Genomic DNA, 16102 nt, shown 5'->3' on the forward strand with positions numbered 1-16102 from the left:
AGCCAATATGCTTGACGCATATGCGAAGGGGAGAAAAATACAACCTCGAAGTCAGCACGCTAACGCGAAACTAACCGCAGCACAGGTACAGGAGATCAGGCGGGCATATGACTCCGGGGCAGCGCTTCAGATACCGCTAGCGGCCGCGTATGGGGTTAGTCAGCGGGCAATAAGCCTAGTTGTTCGCAGGGAAACCTACAAGGATGTTCCGGAATGGACGTAATTGTTGTTGACATAGAGACATACTACGCCGCCGACTACACGCTGTCGAACATGACGACGGAGGCGTATGTCCGTGATGGCCGTTTCGAGGAGATCCTGCTGGGCGTCAAGATGCAACAACACCAAGGCGTTCTGGCTGCTACCCGACCGCGCCGCCGCGTTCCTGCGAGAAGTGGACTGAGGACAACACGGCACTCATTTGTCATCACAGCCACTTTGATGGCCTCATCCTCTCCATCACCACGGCATCCGTCCGGCCCTGCAATCGACACGCTGAGCATGGCGCGCGCCTAGATGGGCCGAAAGCGGCAACTCCTGCACGACCTCTGCATCCGCCACCTGCCCGGCCGCAAGGGCGACTACGTGACGTTCGCCAAAGGGGGGAAGCACCCGCGCCGACTTCAGCGCCGCCGAGATCCGCGAATACGGCGCCTATTGCGTCAACGACTGCGAGCGCACCTACGACCTGGCGCAGATATTCCTGGAGCAGATGCCGGCCGATGAACTGCGAGTTATCGACGCTGTAGTGCGCATGTTCACGGAGCCTATGTTCTGCGGCGATGTGGGGAAGTTGAAGGGCGCGGTAGCGACGGAGCGCCAGCGCAAGATCGACGTGCTGCGGCGCATCGGCATGCTGTGCCCAGTGTGCGGCGGCGATGGCGCCGACCGAACCCAGGCCATCTCGCCCGACCTCGTGCTGCCGTGCAAGAAGTGCGCGGGCACCGCGTCGACAAGAAGAGCGTGGGGTCCAACGACAAGCTCGCCGCCCTGCTGCGGGAGTACGGCGTCGAGCCGCCTGTAAAGACCAGTCCCACGACCGGCGAGCAGATCTACGCCTTCGCCAAGACGGACCCCGCATGCAGGATCTGCTGGAGGACGAAGACGAGGAGGTCCGGTGCGTCGCCGAGGCGCGCATAGCCGTGAAATCGAACATCGTCGAAACGCGAGCCGCACGGTACCAGCAGTGCGCCGAGCGCGGCGTGATGCCCAGATACGTGTCCTATGGAGCCGCGCACACATTTCGCATGGGCGGCGGCGACAAGATGAACTGGCTGAACATCTCGTCCAAACACAACGAGAACCGCCCCGAACTCTCGGCCATCGCGGCGTCCATTATGGCGCCGCCCGCCACAAGATCATCACGGCGACTCCGGGCAGGGGGTGAAGCCCGCATCACAGCCCTGGCTGGCTGGCCAGCACGACCTCGTGGAGGCGTTTGCCCAGGGTCGCGACGTCCACAGCGAGCACGCATCAGTCATTTATGGCCGGCCGGTTGATCGGGGCTCATGGAGCAGGTCATTGACGCCATGATTGCCGGCCGTGAGATGGTGTTCGGCGCGCACGGCGTCATGCGTACCGCCAAGGACAAGATCTGGATGCCCAACGGCTTGGCCATGCGATACGACGGCATCTCGCGCGACGAGCACGGCCAGGCCAGTTACTTCAATGGTCGCAACCCGGTTGAAACTATTCGGCGCCAAGCTAGTCGAAAACACCGTGCAGTGCGTCCACTACTGCATCGTCAGCCGCCAACTGCTGGAGATCGGGAACTTATTGCGCGTCGCCTTGTCTACCTATGACGACGTCGTGACTGTAGTACCAGAAGACGCGGCGGCGGACGCGCTGGCGTTCATGGTTCAGGAGATGAGCAGGACGCCCGACTGGGCGCCAGGGCTGCCGCTCATCGGCGAAGGTAAAATGGAGACACATTGAAGGGGGCATCATGATTTTGATCGGCCTGGCAGGAAAAGCAGGAAGCGGGAAAGATTCAGTCGCAGACTATCTCGTGCGGCACTATGGCTTCATCAAGTTCAGTTTCGCCGACGCCCTGCGCCGCGAAGTATCGGCGGCGTTCGGCGTCACTGAGGGCCTGCTGCGCGACCGCGACACAAAGGAAATGGAAACGCCGCTGCTGGCGCTCCGGCATTGTTTCGACGCTGGATTCGTCCCCATCGCACGCGCTGAGATTGCCAAGTGGCATCACGACAGTTACTTCGACCTTGACGCCCCTCCCGCTGTCGCCCCGTCAGGTTCTCCAGTGGTGGGGAGTGAATTCCGGCGCGCCCAGAACCTTGGCTACTGGCTTGACCGGGCCGATATCTGGATCGACCGGTGCGTAGTCAGGCGCCGTACCCCGAACTCGTGCCGCAGCTCTTCGTGTGCTCCGACGTGCGGTTTGCGAACGAGCAGGAGTGGGTGCACATGTGCGGCGGCAACGTGTGGCACGTCTACAGGGACTCCGTCGCCGCCGTCTGTGCCCACGAATCCGAGAACCCGCTGCCGGTGCTCGCCGGTGAGCGCGAGATATTCAACAACCACACGCTGGAATATCTACACAAGGGCGTCGACCAGTTGTTGTCGTCTGCCGCCCGGTTCGTCCGCATGGAGCCGCCGGCACCGATGACGGAGCCGCAGTTTCCGGACTTCGACAACTTGGATGGGTGAGGGCAACAACATGGACAGCTATGAATGGCTGAGACTGTGCGCGGCGCGCTACCAGGCCTGCGGCGGCATGACCCCAGAACAGGCGCGGGAGTCCGCCGAGATCGCGCTGGAAGTAGAACTGGAATGCGGCGCCGGACTGAGCACCGACCGGCAGCGGCGGCCGATGCGGACATCGAGTGTTGGGATAACGACGGAGACTAAGAATGAAGCCGCTCGTGATTTATCATGCCAACTGTGCCGACGGGTTCGGCGCCGCCTTCGCGGCCTGGCTCCGGCTGGGTGACAGCGCCGACTACGTGGCGTGCCGATACGGCGAAGTTACGACGCCGGCGGACTTCGACATGAAAGTCTCGCTGGCTGCAAAGACAACGACGTCCCCATCCTCGACTTCAGCTCCCGCGCGAAGTGATGGACGCCTTGTTCGCGTCGGCCAAGCGCGTCGTCTGGCTGGATCACCACAAGACGGCGTTCGAGATGTGGACAGGGGTTTCCGCAAAGGGGATCGTGGACAGCTACCTCAAGGCGGCGCGATCCACTGAAACACTACATCGCCCTCGATAACAACTTCTCCGGCGCCCTGATCGCCTGGGAATACTTCTGCCCGGCACCGAGGTTCCCAAGTTGATCCAACATATCGACGACTACGATCGCTGGCAGTTCCGGATCGATGGCACCAAGGAGTTCAGCAAGGCGCTGTGGAGCTACGCGCCGTGGTCGTTCGCGCAGTGGCGGGATAACTTTGCGCAGGACTCCGATGCCGAGGGGATGATTCACGAGGGCGCTGCCATCCTTCGCGCCCACGACCAGAACGTGCAGGCTGTGGTGAAGGGCGGCGCCAGGAAGTGCTCTGTCTGGAAGTTGGTGGATGGGGTCGAGATCGAATATCAATTCAACCTGCCTGGCCTCGCCGCCAACTGCCCGCCGCACCTGACCTCTGATGTCGGCCACGAACTCGCCGTGCAGAGCGGCACGTTCGGCCTGTGCTGGACCCTGAACAAGACCAAGATGGTAGCCAACTGCTCTCTCCGCTCTAATGGTGACTACGATGTCAGCGCTGTCGCCAAGGCGTTCGGCGGCGGCGGACATCGAAATGCAAGCGGTATGGAAATAGACATGCAAGTGCTCCTATCATGGCTTCGCTAGACTTCCACACCATTAGCAATACTGGCTGCTGGATATTCTCAGGTAAGCCCGCCAAGACGGCTACGGGAAGCTGAAAGTGCGGGTAAGACTGTTCACCGCACTACTACACGGTGTATGTGCCAATACCTTCAGGGCTGTGGGTACTACACAGGTGCGACACTCCCATGTGTGTCAATCCGCGACATCTATATGTTGGTACGCAGTTGGATAACGAGCATGATAAAGACGCCAGAGGGCGCAGGCCGCCGGCCCTGCAATAACCCACCCTGAACGCATGCCGCGCGGTGCGGCGCTACCCTCGCTTCGGTAAAGGGATGCCGCCCGCGGCAGCAGCGGCGCTACTGGCGGCCAACAAAGGGCGCCCTCTTACCACCCAACACAAAGAGCGCCTGTCTCCTCTTAACGCAGAACAGGTACTTAGAATCCGCGCAGACGCCAGGCCGCAGCATGTTATCGCATCTGAATATGGAGTAGGGCAAATGACTATCAGCCGAATTAAACGCAGAGAACGGTGGGCACACATATGACCCCCTGGCAAGAGAAGAACAACATCGATGTGGCGTTTGGCATGGCCGATCGCAACGGCTTCCGGCTGATCCAGGACCATAATTATGGGGCCGGCATGATATGCCTCCAGACCAAGGGCGGCAACGAGCACGGCTTCGCCAACGATATCACGCTACAGGGCTTCGAGGACTGGAAGCAGGCCGTCATGTTCCTCGCCGGCTGGGAGAAGCACGAACTCGCGGTTAAGCTTGGGAAGGTGAAGAAATCTGACATCCTCGCCTAGCGGGTTAACGTCATGTGGATCAACGACGAGGATTATCGACTTCGCCCAACGTTCTCGCCGCCTACCTCGCGGAGCGCCGGTGGCAATAAAACAGAGACTCAACAGTTCCAGTCTTCCCAGAGGATTGCAAACGACTAGAAGCATTAACAGCAACTTCACACACCCGCTCGGCGGCCCGAAAGGCTGGCAAGACGAACAGTTCCTCAACGAACTATGTAACGGAGACCTGGTAAAACCATGACAACCGAAATGATCCGGTTCTGTGAGTTCACTGGCGACGGCAAGCGCGCCTGGGACGAGGTCGGCTACAAAAGGAAATGCCCACACGTCGGCATCATGGATAACTGCCTGCTGCACAAGAAGCCTCTTGGGGAATTTGAGGGGCTGGCGTGTGTGCTGCGCGGAATGCACGACACCCATACAGGTAAAACTATGACAACCGACTTCATCGCGTGGAGCCACAGCCGACGCAAAGATTGGATGGAATGTCCGCGGATGTTCTACCACAAGAACGTGGCGCCGAAGGGCTCGGCCGACCGCGTCGGGTTCGTGCAGACCGAGGCTATGCTGGCCGGCAACAGGATCGACGACGCCCTCACGCAGCGCATCGCCAAGGGCACGCCGCTGCCCGCGCAGTACGCGCCCTACGAACCCATGGCTGCCATGGTGCTCGCCGCGCCGGGCGTCAAGTACACCCAGCTCCGCGTCACCCTGGATCAGGCGTTCAAGCCGTGCGGTTACTTCGACCGGCAGGCGTGGTGCCGATCCATCTACGACGTCGCCGTCATCAACGGCAGCTATGCCTTCATTGGCGACTGGAAGGCCGGCATGATCTGGCCCGACAACGACCAGCTCGCGCTGTTCGCGGCGACGGCGTTCCACCAGTTCCTCGAACTCGAAACGATCGACACCAGTTACATCTGGCTCAAGCATGGCCAGACCAGTGACGAAACCTACCGGCGTCAGGAACTCCCAGATATCTGGGCAGTCCTACTTCCGGAAGTCGAGCGCCTGCAAGTCGCGTACCGAACCAACCACTGACCGGCGGCGCACGGCGCGGCGCCAAGTCGTGCCGGCAATGCGGGGCGAACAAAGCTGGAATTTGTGACAAGGCCGAGGGGCCGCCAGGGAGAGTGAGATGGACCAGAGCGGCCGGTAGAGGACAGGCGCCCAGTCAAAATGCCGTGCTGGTGGCGCCGGCAGACTCCGCGCCGCAACCGGCGAAGTTCGACAGACGAGGACACTACGGCTACTTCACGGGCGACGGCGCCGACTACGACGAGGTCACCGCACGACGTCTGGCCAGGGCTGGTACGAGTGGATCCAGTACGAGGAGATCCACTGGGCGATCGGGGACCATCCGGTAACACACGGCTGCTCGACTCCCCATCGCTGCGTGATGTACCCGAAGTACCGGCGCTGGTCGCTGCGCCTCGCCATCAACGCCCTGCTGCGGGAGAACGCCAGGGCTGCGACGCCGGCTAATCGCGGCGCTCAATCGAATTGCTCAACTGGAGGGGAAATGAAGAACCTGGAGACAGAGAACCACGTTAAGGACGTCGTTCGACAGTGGTGTGACCGCCGCGACGCCTTCAACTTCGCCGTCGTTCAGACAGCGCTTGGCGTGCACGGCATACACGACAGGATCGCCGCCCTGCCTGTCGTCATCACGCCTGCGATGGTCGGCAAGAAGATCGGCGTGTTCCTGAGCATCGAGGCCAAGCGGCCGGGCCGCCGCGGCGAGCTGCGGCGCGGCATGTCGGCGCATCAGGAGGAGTTCATGGAGGGCGTGCTCGGGGCCGGCGGGCTGTCCATCTGCTGCGACGGCTACGACGACCTGGCGGCACTGGAGGCCACCATTCGAGACTTGACGGGAGAGAAGCATGGGAAATGATCTCAGGAAAGTGACTGTCAGCAAGTTCATAGCGCACTCAGTCGAAGGAAGTACGTACAAGAAAACGTATGTTCTGGAGCCACAGGGCGAGGCGCTGTTCCATCAGTTTGGCGTCGGATACGAGGAACTTGATGGCGGTCCAGGCAACTACACGACCGCCATTGTAGAGTGGCCCGATGGTCGCGTCGAAAGCGTGCCGGCTGACCAGGTGCAGTTTGTGATTCCGACCTTGACAGGAGAGAAGCCATGAACGATGTGTATGATCGCCACAGGAAAGAACGCGATGAATGCGCCTATGCTGTAGGGCAACTCAAGAGCGGCGTAGTGCCGATCGATGTCCCCTGGGAGAAGACACAGTTCCAGGAGATGATGATCGATACGATAGGCGAACTGGTCTCCCGGCACGCCGACGCAGCTACGAAGTCATACGAGACCGGCTACATCGACGGCATGGAGATGAGTCGCCGCATGTTGCGGCTGCAACTCGGGCTCGCCGTGCCGGGAGACCAGTGATGGCTGACATCCACACCGTGGGCAACGCCGAGCACGCCGACCGCGTGGCGCGCGTGCTGCGCGAACGCCAGCTACGAGACCTGGCGCCGGAGATACTCCGGGATCTGGTTGTCGAGTACGAGCGCGTCTGCGACCAGTTCTGCAAGCAGCCGGCGCGCTGCGCCGCGTACCGTCGGGCGGTTGAGGTTCTGGGGGAGTGACCGCCACCGTCCTCCCCGACGACCGCGCGCTGGTGGTCGAGACCGACGACCCGCGAGTGCTGGCTACCATCCGCGGTGCCGAGGCGCTGGCGCCGGGCTTCGTCTGCATGCCGCACACCGTCGACGCCGTCGCCAGGCTCGCGCTGCTGGGCGTGCCGGCTGAGTCGCCGATACAGCACTACTACTCGTGGCCGCGCGATGTTACGCGATGGCCGCAGCCGTTCGGCCACCAGTACATCACGGCGGGCTTCATGTTGTCCAACCCGCACTGCTACGTGCTCAATGACATGGGCACTTCCAAAACGGGTACGGCTTGCTGGGCTGCCGACTACCTCATGACCGAAGGGTATGGGCATCGAACGCTCGTTGTAGCCCCACTCTCCACGCTTGAGAGAACCTGGGCGGATACGTTGTTCGTGCACTTCACGCATCGCCGGTTCGCCGTGCTGCACGGGTCAGCCGAGCGGCGTCGCCGCCTGCTTGCCCAGCCCCACGACTTCTACATCATCAATCACGAGGGCCTCGCCGTTATCGCGAAGGAACTTGCCGCGAGGCCCGACATCGACGTCGTCATAATCGACGAACTCGCAAAGTACCGCAACAAAAACACTGGGGTATGGAAAGCGCTCGACGAGTTCCTGTATCCCGCCGGCGGCAAGCCGAAACCCTGGGTGTGGGGTATGACCGGGGCACCAACCCCCAACGCGCCAACGGACGCCTATGCACAGTGCCGCCTCATCACGCCGACGACGGTGCCCAAGTTCTTCGGCCAGTTTCGCGCCATGGTCATGGACCACCAGTCCGACTACGTCTGGACGCCGCGACCCGAGGCAACTGGAATCGTACATCAATGTATGCGGCCCGCCATACGATTCAAGCGTGATGACTGCGTAGATCTACCGCCGACGCTGTACGAGACACGTGACGTGGTGCTGTCAGCAGAGCAGACCAAGTATCTGAAAGAACTCATGCGTGAACTCATGACAGAGATCGAGGGCAAGCGTATCAGTGCAGTCAATCAGGGGGTGAAACTCAACAAGGCGCTGCAAATCGCCGGCGGCTGCGTATATGACACGGACGGCGTGCCGCACGAGATCGACACCGGCACCCGCCTGGAAACCCTGATGGAGGTCATCGAGGAGGCCGGCGGCAAGATCCTGGTGTTCGTGCCGTTCACGTCCATGACCACCATGATCGCCCGCGAACTGAACAAGCACTGGCAGACGGCGATCATCACCGGGGACACACCGGTCAAGGAACGCAACGAAATCTTCCTCAAGTTCGAGGACGAGAAGTCCGACCTGGAGATCATCGTGGCGCATCCAGGCACCATGTCTCATGGGCTGACATTAAATTGCGCGTCTGTCATCGTGTGGTGGACAGGCGTCGACAGCAACGACACGTACACTCAGGCCTGCGCCCGCATCACGCGGCCCGGACAGAAGAGAACGACGTGCATCGTGAACCTCAGCGGCGCGGCGGTCGAGCGGCGCGTGTACAAGCGACTGGTCGAACGTCAGGCGTTCCAGGGGCTGCTTCTCGACATGGTTGAGAAGAAGGAGGGGTTAATATAATGCTCCTCTTGTCATGCTCCGCCGGGAACGACTCGGTAGCCATGATTCAACTCGCGCATGAGGGTGGCCTGGCTTCCGTCTGCCCAGTCCATGTGTGCTACATCGACACCGGATGGGCGGCGTCATTCTGGGCTGCGCGGGTTGACGCCGTCGAAGCGCTGTCACGCCGATATGGATTCGAGTTCCATCGCATCCGCAGGGGAGAGACCTTCGAGGAACTCATGCTCAGGAAGAAGGGCTTCCCGATGCCGGGCAAGACGTGGTGTTCCTACGAACTCAAGGGTAAGGTGTTCAATGAGTTCTCCGCCGAGATAGACCCGTCGGCAGAGGCTATCGTGTGCATCGGGAAACGCCGCGACGAGAGCCCGGCGCGCAAGGATACACCCGAATGGATTGACCACGATGAGTTCCACGATACCCGCACGGTATGGCACATGCTCGCGTTCGTCGCCGAGGCGGAGCGCAACCAGATCATCCTGCGATCCGGGATGCCGATCCTTCCACACAGGTCGCAGGAGTGCTCCCCCTGCGCCAACGCGAACAGGCGCGATTTCAAGGCACTCACCGAGCGGGAGATACTGCGAACTGCTGCTCTCGAACAGGCGACCGGCAAGAGCATGTTCCGCCCGTATCACCACATGGGCGCTACTGGCATCCGGCAAGTAATCGAGTGGGCGCACTCCCCCCGCGGTAAGTATGAGCCAGAACACGACGGCTGCGGTTCAGGGTACTGCGAATGACCGCCGCAACCATCGACCTGGCCAAGATCGACCACATCCTGCACGTCCTGCGGAACCCCTACGGGTGGAACGACCACGTCGTGCGAGACGCGCGACTGGCGGCGACCCGGCTCGAACAACTTGCTGTCGAACTCCTTGTTGTGGAGCAGGAACGCGACGCGGCCCGGCAGGAACTCGCTTACTTCTTCAGCGTAGTAAAATAAAATTGAACCTGCCAAGAACTTTACAGTCTTACCTGCTACAATCACCAACCTGATGGAGGGAACCATGAGTGAAGACATCAACCTCGACGAGGTAATGAGTCGTCGATTCGAGCTGGACGAGCAGATCACTGCCGTCCAGGCCGAGAGCAAGGCCAGGCTGGCGCCGATGATGGAGGAGATGGCGCTGTGCGAGGGCTTCATCAAAGCCGAACTGCTCAAGACCGGCGCCCAGCAATGGAAGAGTTCATCCACGGGCCACATGACGTTCTGGACGACCAAGGACAGCGTGACCGTGGATAACATGGATCAAGTCATCCATCGCATCCTCTGCGAGGCCGCGCCGCCCGACGACCTCGCCACAGTCGCCAGGAATCAGAACCAGAAGATGGCGTGGGAATACATCCTCGGCCACATCGAACGCCATGGCCTCTGGTCGCTGCTGAACAAGGCAGTAAATAAGACCGTCACGAAGGAACTGATCGAAGCCGGCGACCAGCCGCCGGGGATCCGGTACACGAGTTTCAAGGATTTGGCGTGGCGCAGGGGGAAGGCATGAACACGTACCATTCGCAGTTGGTCGACTCGCTGGTAAAACTTGGCTGGACCCCGCCGCCCGTACCGCCGTGCCCGCCGATGCCAGCCCGTAAGTGTGTCGTCTACGGTTGCCAGAACCGCAGTGACCAAGGCAAGTTTAACGACAACATCTGCTGGCCCTGCTACAACATGCTGACTTCCGGGCAAAGTAGGGCAGGGAACAACTTTCATTCACACCTCGACGGAATCTCTGCCGCGCAGAAATCAGAAGCCAGGCCGGGGCGATGGAAACGCCGACGCGCGCCCCGGGACTTCGAAGATGTCGGTATGATTAACCAGCTCACCGCAATACGCAACGCACTTACTTCAACCCAGGAGAATCAATCATGAGTACAGCAGTATCCATAGTCCCCAGCAACCTGCAACTTCCCGCCCACCTTCAGAGCCCCGACATCGCGGCAGCTATCGCTGCTGCCAACGCGGCGGCTACCGGCGGCGTGCGGTCGGGCGGTTTCCCGTCCATCGGCATCAAGGCCAACAAGTTCAGCATCAAGGACGGCGACGAAACGACTGTCCTGATGATGGCGCCCGCCGCCGCCGGCCAGCCGCCGCTGCCGATGATGTGCCTGGAGATCGTCGTCGTCGACGCCAACCCGGCGCTGTCGCACACGTTCTTCGAGGACGAGTACGTCGAAGGCGAGCACCTGGAACCGACGTGCCGGTCCGCCAACGGCGTGACGCCGGACGCCGACGTCGTAGCCAAACAGAATCCCGTCTGCGCCACCTGCCCGCAGTATGCCTGGGGCTCGAAGATAAGTAAGCTGACCGGCAAGCCGGTGCGCGCGTGCGGCGACAGCAAGCAGCTCGCCGTGCTGCCAGCGAACGACCTCAACTTCAAGATGCTCGGTCTGGCGGTCAAGGCGGGCAGCCTCAAGAACTGGGGATCCTACGTGTCGGCGCTGTCCGGTCGCGGCTACGGCATCGCCACGCTGGTCACCAACGTCACATTCGACCAGACCGCCAACGGCGTCCTCCAGTTCAGCTTCAACCGGTTCCTCACGGAAGCCGAGTTTATCCGCGTCAACGAGCGCAAGACGGGCGACGACGTCAGGCTCATCACGGCGCAGTCTCGCGGCGCCGCCGTGCCCGCACTGGCTGCACCCGCGAACCTTGGCCTGCCGGCGCCGGATGTCGCCGCGCCCGCCTACGTCGCCCCTGCGGCGGCGACTGGCCAGACTGGCGGGTTTGGGGCAAGCCAGATTACAGACCCCGCCTACTTGGCAGCCCAAGCCGCTGAGAACGCCCGTGCTCATGCCCTGGCTGCCGCTGCTGCCACCCCGCCGGCCCGACCGCCGAGGCGCCGTTCGCCGGCCTTGGCCCCACGTACAGGCGGCGGTGACGGCTGTCGGCGGCCTGGAGACCCACGCCGGCCTGCGCACCTACCAGGCGCTGACCGGCATCGACTTCATGGAACTGATCAAAGCCTCAGCCCCGGCGGTACAAGTCACGGCCCCCTCTCCCGTGACCCCGCCGGCGGCTGCGGCCCCCGCTGCCGAGCCTGCCAAGCGGACGCGCCGCACGCGCGCCGAGATGGAAGCCGCGAAGGCGGCTGAGGCTGCTGCGGCGCCGGCGTCGACAGTACATGCCATAACACCGCCCGGTATTGGAGACCATGTTGCCGCCGCGCCGGACCTCAGCCATATCCCCGCCGAGATCCGCGCGACGATCGACGTCGTGGGTGCCACATCAGCGGCTGGTCAGGCCCTCATCGCCGCCTACCCGCCCCCGTTCAAGCCTCAGCCCCGGCGGCACAAGTCACGGCCCCCTCTCCCGTGACCCCGCCGGCGGCTGCGGCCCCCTCAACCGGCTTCGGTGCCGCGCCGCAGCCGGCGGCTCAGACTGCACCCAGCGCGCAGGTCGTGGCGGCCGGCGCCAGCCTGGCCGGAGAAGCTCCGCGCCAGCTCGGTCTCGCCGCGGCGGCGTGATGGACTTCGCCCGCGTGCTGCGCGACTCCGGTCTCACGAAGATCGAACTCGCGCAGATGTACGGCGTCAGCCGACAGACCGTCCACACGTGGTCTACTGGCGGATTGCCGCGGGTCGGCAGCCTGCTGGCCCGACAGGCCGAGGCGATAACCAAGGCGCTCGTCGTCGCCGTCGAGCGGCAGCTACTGCCGTTCGAGGCGATGGACAAGGGCGTCAGGCGCGAGCGGGGTGGCCGTGATGGCTGCCCGGCTGCAAGGACTTAGGCCCGCCCCGTTCAGCAGTAGGAGGCGCGGTAACCGGAGGGGTAGGGTGCGATATCTCAGCGTGTGTAGCGGCATCGAGGCCGCGACGGCGGCGTGGTCACCGCTTGGGTTCGAGGCGGTCGCGTTCTCCGAGATCGACAAGTTCGGCGGCGGTGCTCGCCCATCATTACCCGATTCGGTGCAGAACCTCGGCGACATGACTCTCGTCTCAATGGAGTAACTATGAACCCAACATCCTCGTCGGCGGCACCCCCTGCCAGAGCTTCAGCGTTGCCGGACTCCGAAAAGGACTGGCTGATCCTCGTGGCGACCTCATGCTCACCTATCTCGCTATTGCGGACAGATACCAGCCTGAATGGCTTGTCTGGGAAAACGTCCCGGCGTCCTGTCCAGCGGATCAGGACGGGATTTTGGTACCTTCCTCGGGGCGCTGGGACAACTCGGGTATGGGTGGGCCTACCGAGTTCTGGACGCACAGTTCTTTGGAGTTCCGCAGCGACGCCGTCGCGTGTTCGTTGTCGGACATTTTGGAGACTGGCGCCGTGCCGCCGCAGTTCTTTTTGAGCGCCACAGCTTGCAGAGGCATCCTGCGCCGCGCCGAGAAAGAGGGAAGGCGTTGCCGCCGCAACTGGAACGCGCACTTTCGAGTGTGGTGGAATCGGAAGCTACTCCTCCTCCTCATCCTCAAGCCCCCTCCTCAAATCAGGAGCTGACTTAGGGCACGGGTGTGAAGCCTTGATTCAGCATGACACCCCGCCAGTCGCGTCCTGGTGGGATGGCGGACAGACCGCACAGACCCTGGATGCGGTGCTGCAAAAAGGCCAGACGATGCCAGAGAAGAACAGGTTTCCTGCCGTGCTCGTGCCCGATACTGCCCATTCCCTACGTGGCGAGGGCTTTGATGCGAGCGAGGATGGCACGGGGCGGGGCACGCCATTGGTACCTATCGCCTTCGACTGCAAAGCCTCGAATGGCTTCGGCGTGGGTGAGATCGCCTCGACGATGCGCAGCATGGGCCACAGCAACTCGCATCAGAACGGCGGCGGGCATCAGGCGGTGGCGTTCGCTCAGAATACCCGCGATGAAGTACGCGAGATGGCAGTCGTAGGGGCGTTAGCTTCGCAGCCTGGAATGAAGCAGACGAGTTACATCCGTAACCAGATGCAAGTCCGCCGCCTCACGCCCCGCGAGTGCGAGTTACTACAAGGCTTTCCATCTATACGGGAACGTATTACAGTAGAAGCATGCACAGACCCTCAAAACAACACTGTCACTGTGGCGCTGTCATGTCTCAGGTGGCCAAGCAATGCCTCGCCTGTCGACGCGCAACGGTATCCGCAGAATGCAAACATTGTGGAAAGCATTTCCAGCATGTACCGAGCAGACCGCGAACCGCTTGCAGCCCTGAGTGTGCGTACATCCTCCGCGGACTTGCTTCACGAAATACGCAGTCACGGAAAGTTGATGTGGTCTGCGAGCAGTGTGGCTGAATCAAACAGGTATCCCCCGTCTCGCAAGCCGCCGGTATTGCAGCCGCGCTTGCACCGCACTTGCGCGATCTGGCGCTGGCAATCAGAACTGGAAAGGCGGAATCACTACAGAACATCAGGCTTTCTACGCAAGCACGAGATGGCGCAAAAAATGCCACTCGATTTGGAAACGAGAACGCGGCATTTGCCAGCGGTGCAACGAACGCTGCATCACTGGGGAAGCTGACCACATCCACACTTGGGTCGCTCGCCCCGATCTGCATCTCGCCAGTAGCAACCCCGCTCTGCTCTGTACTGGCTGCCATAAGTGGGTGCATTCCAAACGAAACGCTTCCCGGAGCGTTTCTCGCTCCTGCTTGACCTAGAAACACCCTACACACTGATCCCATTCACGCACGGCAAGCCGGCCGCCGACGGGTCGCGCTACAAGGCGCTCGGTAACTCGATGGCTGTCCCGGTGATGGCATGGATAGGAGAGCGGATTCAACTCGTTGATTGGTTGCTGGGTGATGAGTCATGAACCAGACAAGACTCGGATCATTCATCGAGTCCTGGGTCAACGTGCTGATCGGGTTCGGCATCAACTTCGTCGCCAACCGGCTGATCCCTGCCGGCATTCGGCTTCATTGACACTCGCTGACCGTGGCGACGAACGTCTCATCGGCCTCATCTACACCGCGGTCAGCGTCGTCAGATCCTATGCCATTCGCCGCCGGTTCAACGCCAGGCCGCACGCCGCCGCCATGAAACCCGCCGGCGACCCCATGGACACGATTGAATTCCTGCGCCGCATCCTGCCGGTACAGGGCTCCGCACCGTCGCCGCCAGGCTGATCAACGGCAAATTCAAGAACCAGGTCTGCGACTGGATCGGGGAACTGGCGCAACAGGTACGCCTGACGACGCCGCCGGCGTATACGCCTACATGGCAGTAGCTGCCTACCGCGAGCGCAGCGTCGACACCGTCAGGCCTGATGGCTCTGTCTGGCACCAGGTCCGCACGCACAAGAACGTCCGGGCGTTGCGTTCGTTCTTCATGGACCTCGATGTCGACGCCGGCAACCGAAAGAAGTTCGCGAAAATCGCAGGAAAAAGCCTGCGAACAACTGTTGCTGTTCTGTGCGGCAACCCACCCGTCTATGCCAACAGAAAGCGATTCAGCGGCGGCGGCGTCCACATATTGAGCCTCGAAAATCACATCCAACCTGAAGCCCGAAACAAACTGCGGAAAGCCCCCAAAAGCCCTCTAGCGCACCACAAATTCCGCGCCGACCCAGCCTGTACCAGTGACCTTGCGCGTGTCCTGCGGCCTGTTTGAACCCATAACCGTGTTGTCTCACCGCACCGCGACCCGTTGAGCTTATTGCCGACGCTGTTCCTGTCGCTTTCGCGGTTTTCCAACGATGTGTCGCTGATGCGTTCGCCACAGTCGGAGCTGCTTCCCGGAAGGGCCGAGGCAAGTCGAAGCCCGGACCGAAACGCTCAACCAAGCCTTCAGCTGTCAAAAAAAAACTCCTTCCCGCCGTGCTCTGCAATTAAGGTAGCTGATCGCTGCGCGCAAAGTCCGTGTAGTGCGTGATAATGTTGCCGGATTCAACGAGCCACAGTTCTACACCGCGTACAACTGTTGGTGAATTCGATAGAAGGCGACGAGCTGATCCACCAGTGGCAAGTAAGAACCCGCATTCATAACGGGCGTCGGGGTTCAGACAAGAAGATCGCGCAGATACGGAGCAGTCTATTACCCGCCGCTCTGCACAACGTTCGAGAGTCGCAATCCCGGCGGGTGCGGACGGCTATTGCGCGTTCCGCGGCAAGATCAGTTCGCCGGCCCAGTTGGGCACTCCAGGTCGCCAGCGCGCCGCAATCGGTGATCCAGGTGAAGATCGCCAACGTTACCACCGTCGTCACGCTACCGTGGCACCACCCGAGGGCTTCACTCGCGGGTTCTCAAGACGGCGGGCAAGTTCGACGGCGGCATCTACGTGGAGCAGGACGGCGTCACGCATCTCATCTACGAGTTCGATTCGTTTCCCGTTGAACTCGCCTATGACGAACAGCTTGGCTACATGACCATGCGGTGGCGGCACTGGCCGCCCAACGAAGG

The 16102-nt window shown here is 61.7% G+C and carries 23 protein-coding genes and 1 pseudogene; 23 read left to right on the forward strand and 1 reads right to left on the reverse strand.

All coding sequences use genetic code 11. The features are described 5' to 3' along the window. Positions 1–213 precede the first annotated feature (213 nt). From IPM06_21810 to IPM06_21825, 4 genes are all read left to right on the forward strand, one after another. A complete protein-coding gene (locus tag IPM06_21810; protein ID MBK8773045.1) occupies positions 214–516 on the forward strand; it encodes a hypothetical protein in 303 nt (100 codons plus the stop codon). Between the two features lie 238 nt (positions 517–754). Then, the gene (locus IPM06_21815; GenBank protein ID MBK8773046.1) at positions 755–1024 is read left to right on the forward strand and encodes a hypothetical protein; all 270 of its coding nucleotides are present in this window, start codon (positions 755–757) and stop codon (positions 1022–1024) included. 55 nt (positions 1025–1079) lie between these two features. After that, positions 1080–1499, forward strand: coding sequence for a hypothetical protein (locus tag IPM06_21820; protein ID MBK8773047.1), 420 nt, complete (start codon positions 1080–1082; stop codon positions 1497–1499). Between the two features lie 9 nt (positions 1500–1508). Continuing rightward, positions 1509–1802, forward strand: a complete 294-nt coding sequence (locus tag IPM06_21825) for a hypothetical protein (protein MBK8773048.1) — start codon at positions 1509–1511, stop codon at positions 1800–1802. A gap of 188 nt (positions 1803–1990) precedes the next feature. Here IPM06_21825 and IPM06_21830 read toward each other — a convergent pair whose 3' ends face one another. Next, positions 1991–2203 carry a hypothetical protein gene (locus IPM06_21830; GenBank protein MBK8773049.1) on the reverse strand — a complete coding sequence of 71 codons (213 nt, stop codon included), beginning with the start codon at positions 2201–2203 and terminating at the stop codon, positions 1991–1993. A 131-nt stretch (positions 2204–2334) separates the two neighbouring features. On the opposite strand from IPM06_21830, the gene IPM06_21835 reads away from it, so the two are divergent. The 19 genes and pseudogenes from IPM06_21835 to IPM06_21925 all read left to right on the forward strand — a co-directional run bounded on the left by IPM06_21835 (position 2335) and on the right by IPM06_21925 (position 15313). After that, entirely contained in the window at positions 2335–2667 is a 333-nt protein-coding gene (locus IPM06_21835; GenBank protein ID MBK8773050.1) for a hypothetical protein, read from the forward strand. A 203-nt stretch (positions 2668–2870) separates the two neighbouring features. After that, positions 2871–3206, forward strand: coding sequence for a hypothetical protein (locus IPM06_21840; GenBank protein ID MBK8773051.1), 336 nt, complete (start codon positions 2871–2873; stop codon positions 3204–3206). Positions 3207–3288: 82 nt separating this feature from the next. Beyond that, on the forward strand, positions 3289–3810 hold the full coding sequence (locus IPM06_21845) for a hypothetical protein (protein MBK8773052.1): 522 nt from the start codon (positions 3289–3291) through the stop codon (positions 3808–3810). Between the two features lie 523 nt (positions 3811–4333). Beyond that, entirely contained in the window at positions 4334–4600 is a 267-nt protein-coding gene (locus tag IPM06_21850; protein ID MBK8773053.1) for a hypothetical protein, read from the forward strand. Between the two features lie 237 nt (positions 4601–4837). Further along, positions 4838–5641 carry a hypothetical protein gene (locus tag IPM06_21855; GenBank protein ID MBK8773054.1) on the forward strand — a complete coding sequence of 268 codons (804 nt, stop codon included), beginning with the start codon at positions 4838–4840 and terminating at the stop codon, positions 5639–5641. 358 nt (positions 5642–5999) lie between these two features. Continuing rightward, positions 6000–6494, forward strand: a complete 495-nt coding sequence (locus tag IPM06_21860; protein ID MBK8773055.1) for a hypothetical protein — start codon at positions 6000–6002, stop codon at positions 6492–6494. Then, positions 6484–6744 carry a hypothetical protein gene (locus IPM06_21865; GenBank protein MBK8773056.1) on the forward strand — a complete coding sequence of 87 codons (261 nt, stop codon included), beginning with the start codon at positions 6484–6486 and terminating at the stop codon, positions 6742–6744. Before IPM06_21860 ends, IPM06_21865 begins: the two co-directional genes overlap by 11 nt. Then, complete coding sequence (locus IPM06_21870) at positions 6741–7007, forward strand: hypothetical protein (GenBank protein MBK8773057.1); 267 nt, start codon at positions 6741–6743, stop codon at positions 7005–7007. The genes IPM06_21865 and IPM06_21870 overlap by 4 nt, the downstream gene beginning before the upstream one ends. Continuing rightward, positions 7007–7207 (forward strand): hypothetical protein, encoded by a 201-nt coding sequence (locus IPM06_21875; protein MBK8773058.1) that lies wholly within the window; start codon positions 7007–7009, stop codon positions 7205–7207. Before IPM06_21870 ends, IPM06_21875 begins: the two co-directional genes overlap by 1 nt. After that, positions 7204–8781 carry a DEAD/DEAH box helicase gene (locus tag IPM06_21880; protein MBK8773059.1) on the forward strand — a complete coding sequence of 526 codons (1578 nt, stop codon included), beginning with the start codon at positions 7204–7206 and terminating at the stop codon, positions 8779–8781. The genes IPM06_21875 and IPM06_21880 overlap by 4 nt, the downstream gene beginning before the upstream one ends. Positions 8782–8822: 41 nt before the next feature. Then, on the forward strand, positions 8823–9521 hold the full coding sequence (locus tag IPM06_21885) for a phosphoadenosine phosphosulfate reductase family protein (protein ID MBK8773060.1): 699 nt from the start codon (positions 8823–8825) through the stop codon (positions 9519–9521). After that, positions 9518–9724 (forward strand): hypothetical protein, encoded by a 207-nt coding sequence (locus tag IPM06_21890; protein ID MBK8773061.1) that lies wholly within the window; start codon positions 9518–9520, stop codon positions 9722–9724. Before IPM06_21885 ends, IPM06_21890 begins: the two co-directional genes overlap by 4 nt. 64 nt (positions 9725–9788) lie before the next feature. Further along, a complete protein-coding gene (locus IPM06_21895; GenBank protein MBK8773062.1) occupies positions 9789–10280 on the forward strand; it encodes a hypothetical protein in 492 nt (163 codons plus the stop codon). Positions 10281–10644: 364 nt separating this feature from the next. After that, complete coding sequence (locus tag IPM06_21900) at positions 10645–11871, forward strand: hypothetical protein (GenBank protein ID MBK8773063.1); 1227 nt, start codon at positions 10645–10647, stop codon at positions 11869–11871. Positions 11872–12242: 371 nt separating this feature from the next. Next, positions 12243–12506, forward strand: a complete 264-nt coding sequence (locus IPM06_21905) for a hypothetical protein (protein ID MBK8773064.1) — start codon at positions 12243–12245, stop codon at positions 12504–12506. Positions 12507–12552: 46 nt separating this feature from the next. Next, positions 12553–13224: pseudogene (locus IPM06_21910) on the forward strand (DNA cytosine methyltransferase). 17 nt (positions 13225–13241) lie between these two features. Continuing rightward, positions 13242–14222, forward strand: coding sequence for a hypothetical protein (locus tag IPM06_21915; protein MBK8773065.1), 981 nt, complete (start codon positions 13242–13244; stop codon positions 14220–14222). 400 nt (positions 14223–14622) lie between these two features. Then, on the forward strand, positions 14623–14829 hold the full coding sequence (locus IPM06_21920) for a hypothetical protein (protein ID MBK8773066.1): 207 nt from the start codon (positions 14623–14625) through the stop codon (positions 14827–14829). A gap of 91 nt (positions 14830–14920) precedes the next feature. Next, positions 14921–15313 carry a hypothetical protein gene (locus tag IPM06_21925; GenBank protein MBK8773067.1) on the forward strand — a complete coding sequence of 131 codons (393 nt, stop codon included), beginning with the start codon at positions 14921–14923 and terminating at the stop codon, positions 15311–15313. The last annotated feature ends 789 nt before the right edge of the window (positions 15314–16102 follow it).

It is taken from the genome of Hyphomicrobiales bacterium (assembly GCA_016710435.1).
Taxonomy (GTDB): domain Bacteria; phylum Pseudomonadota; class Alphaproteobacteria; order Rhizobiales; family Aestuariivirgaceae; genus Aestuariivirga.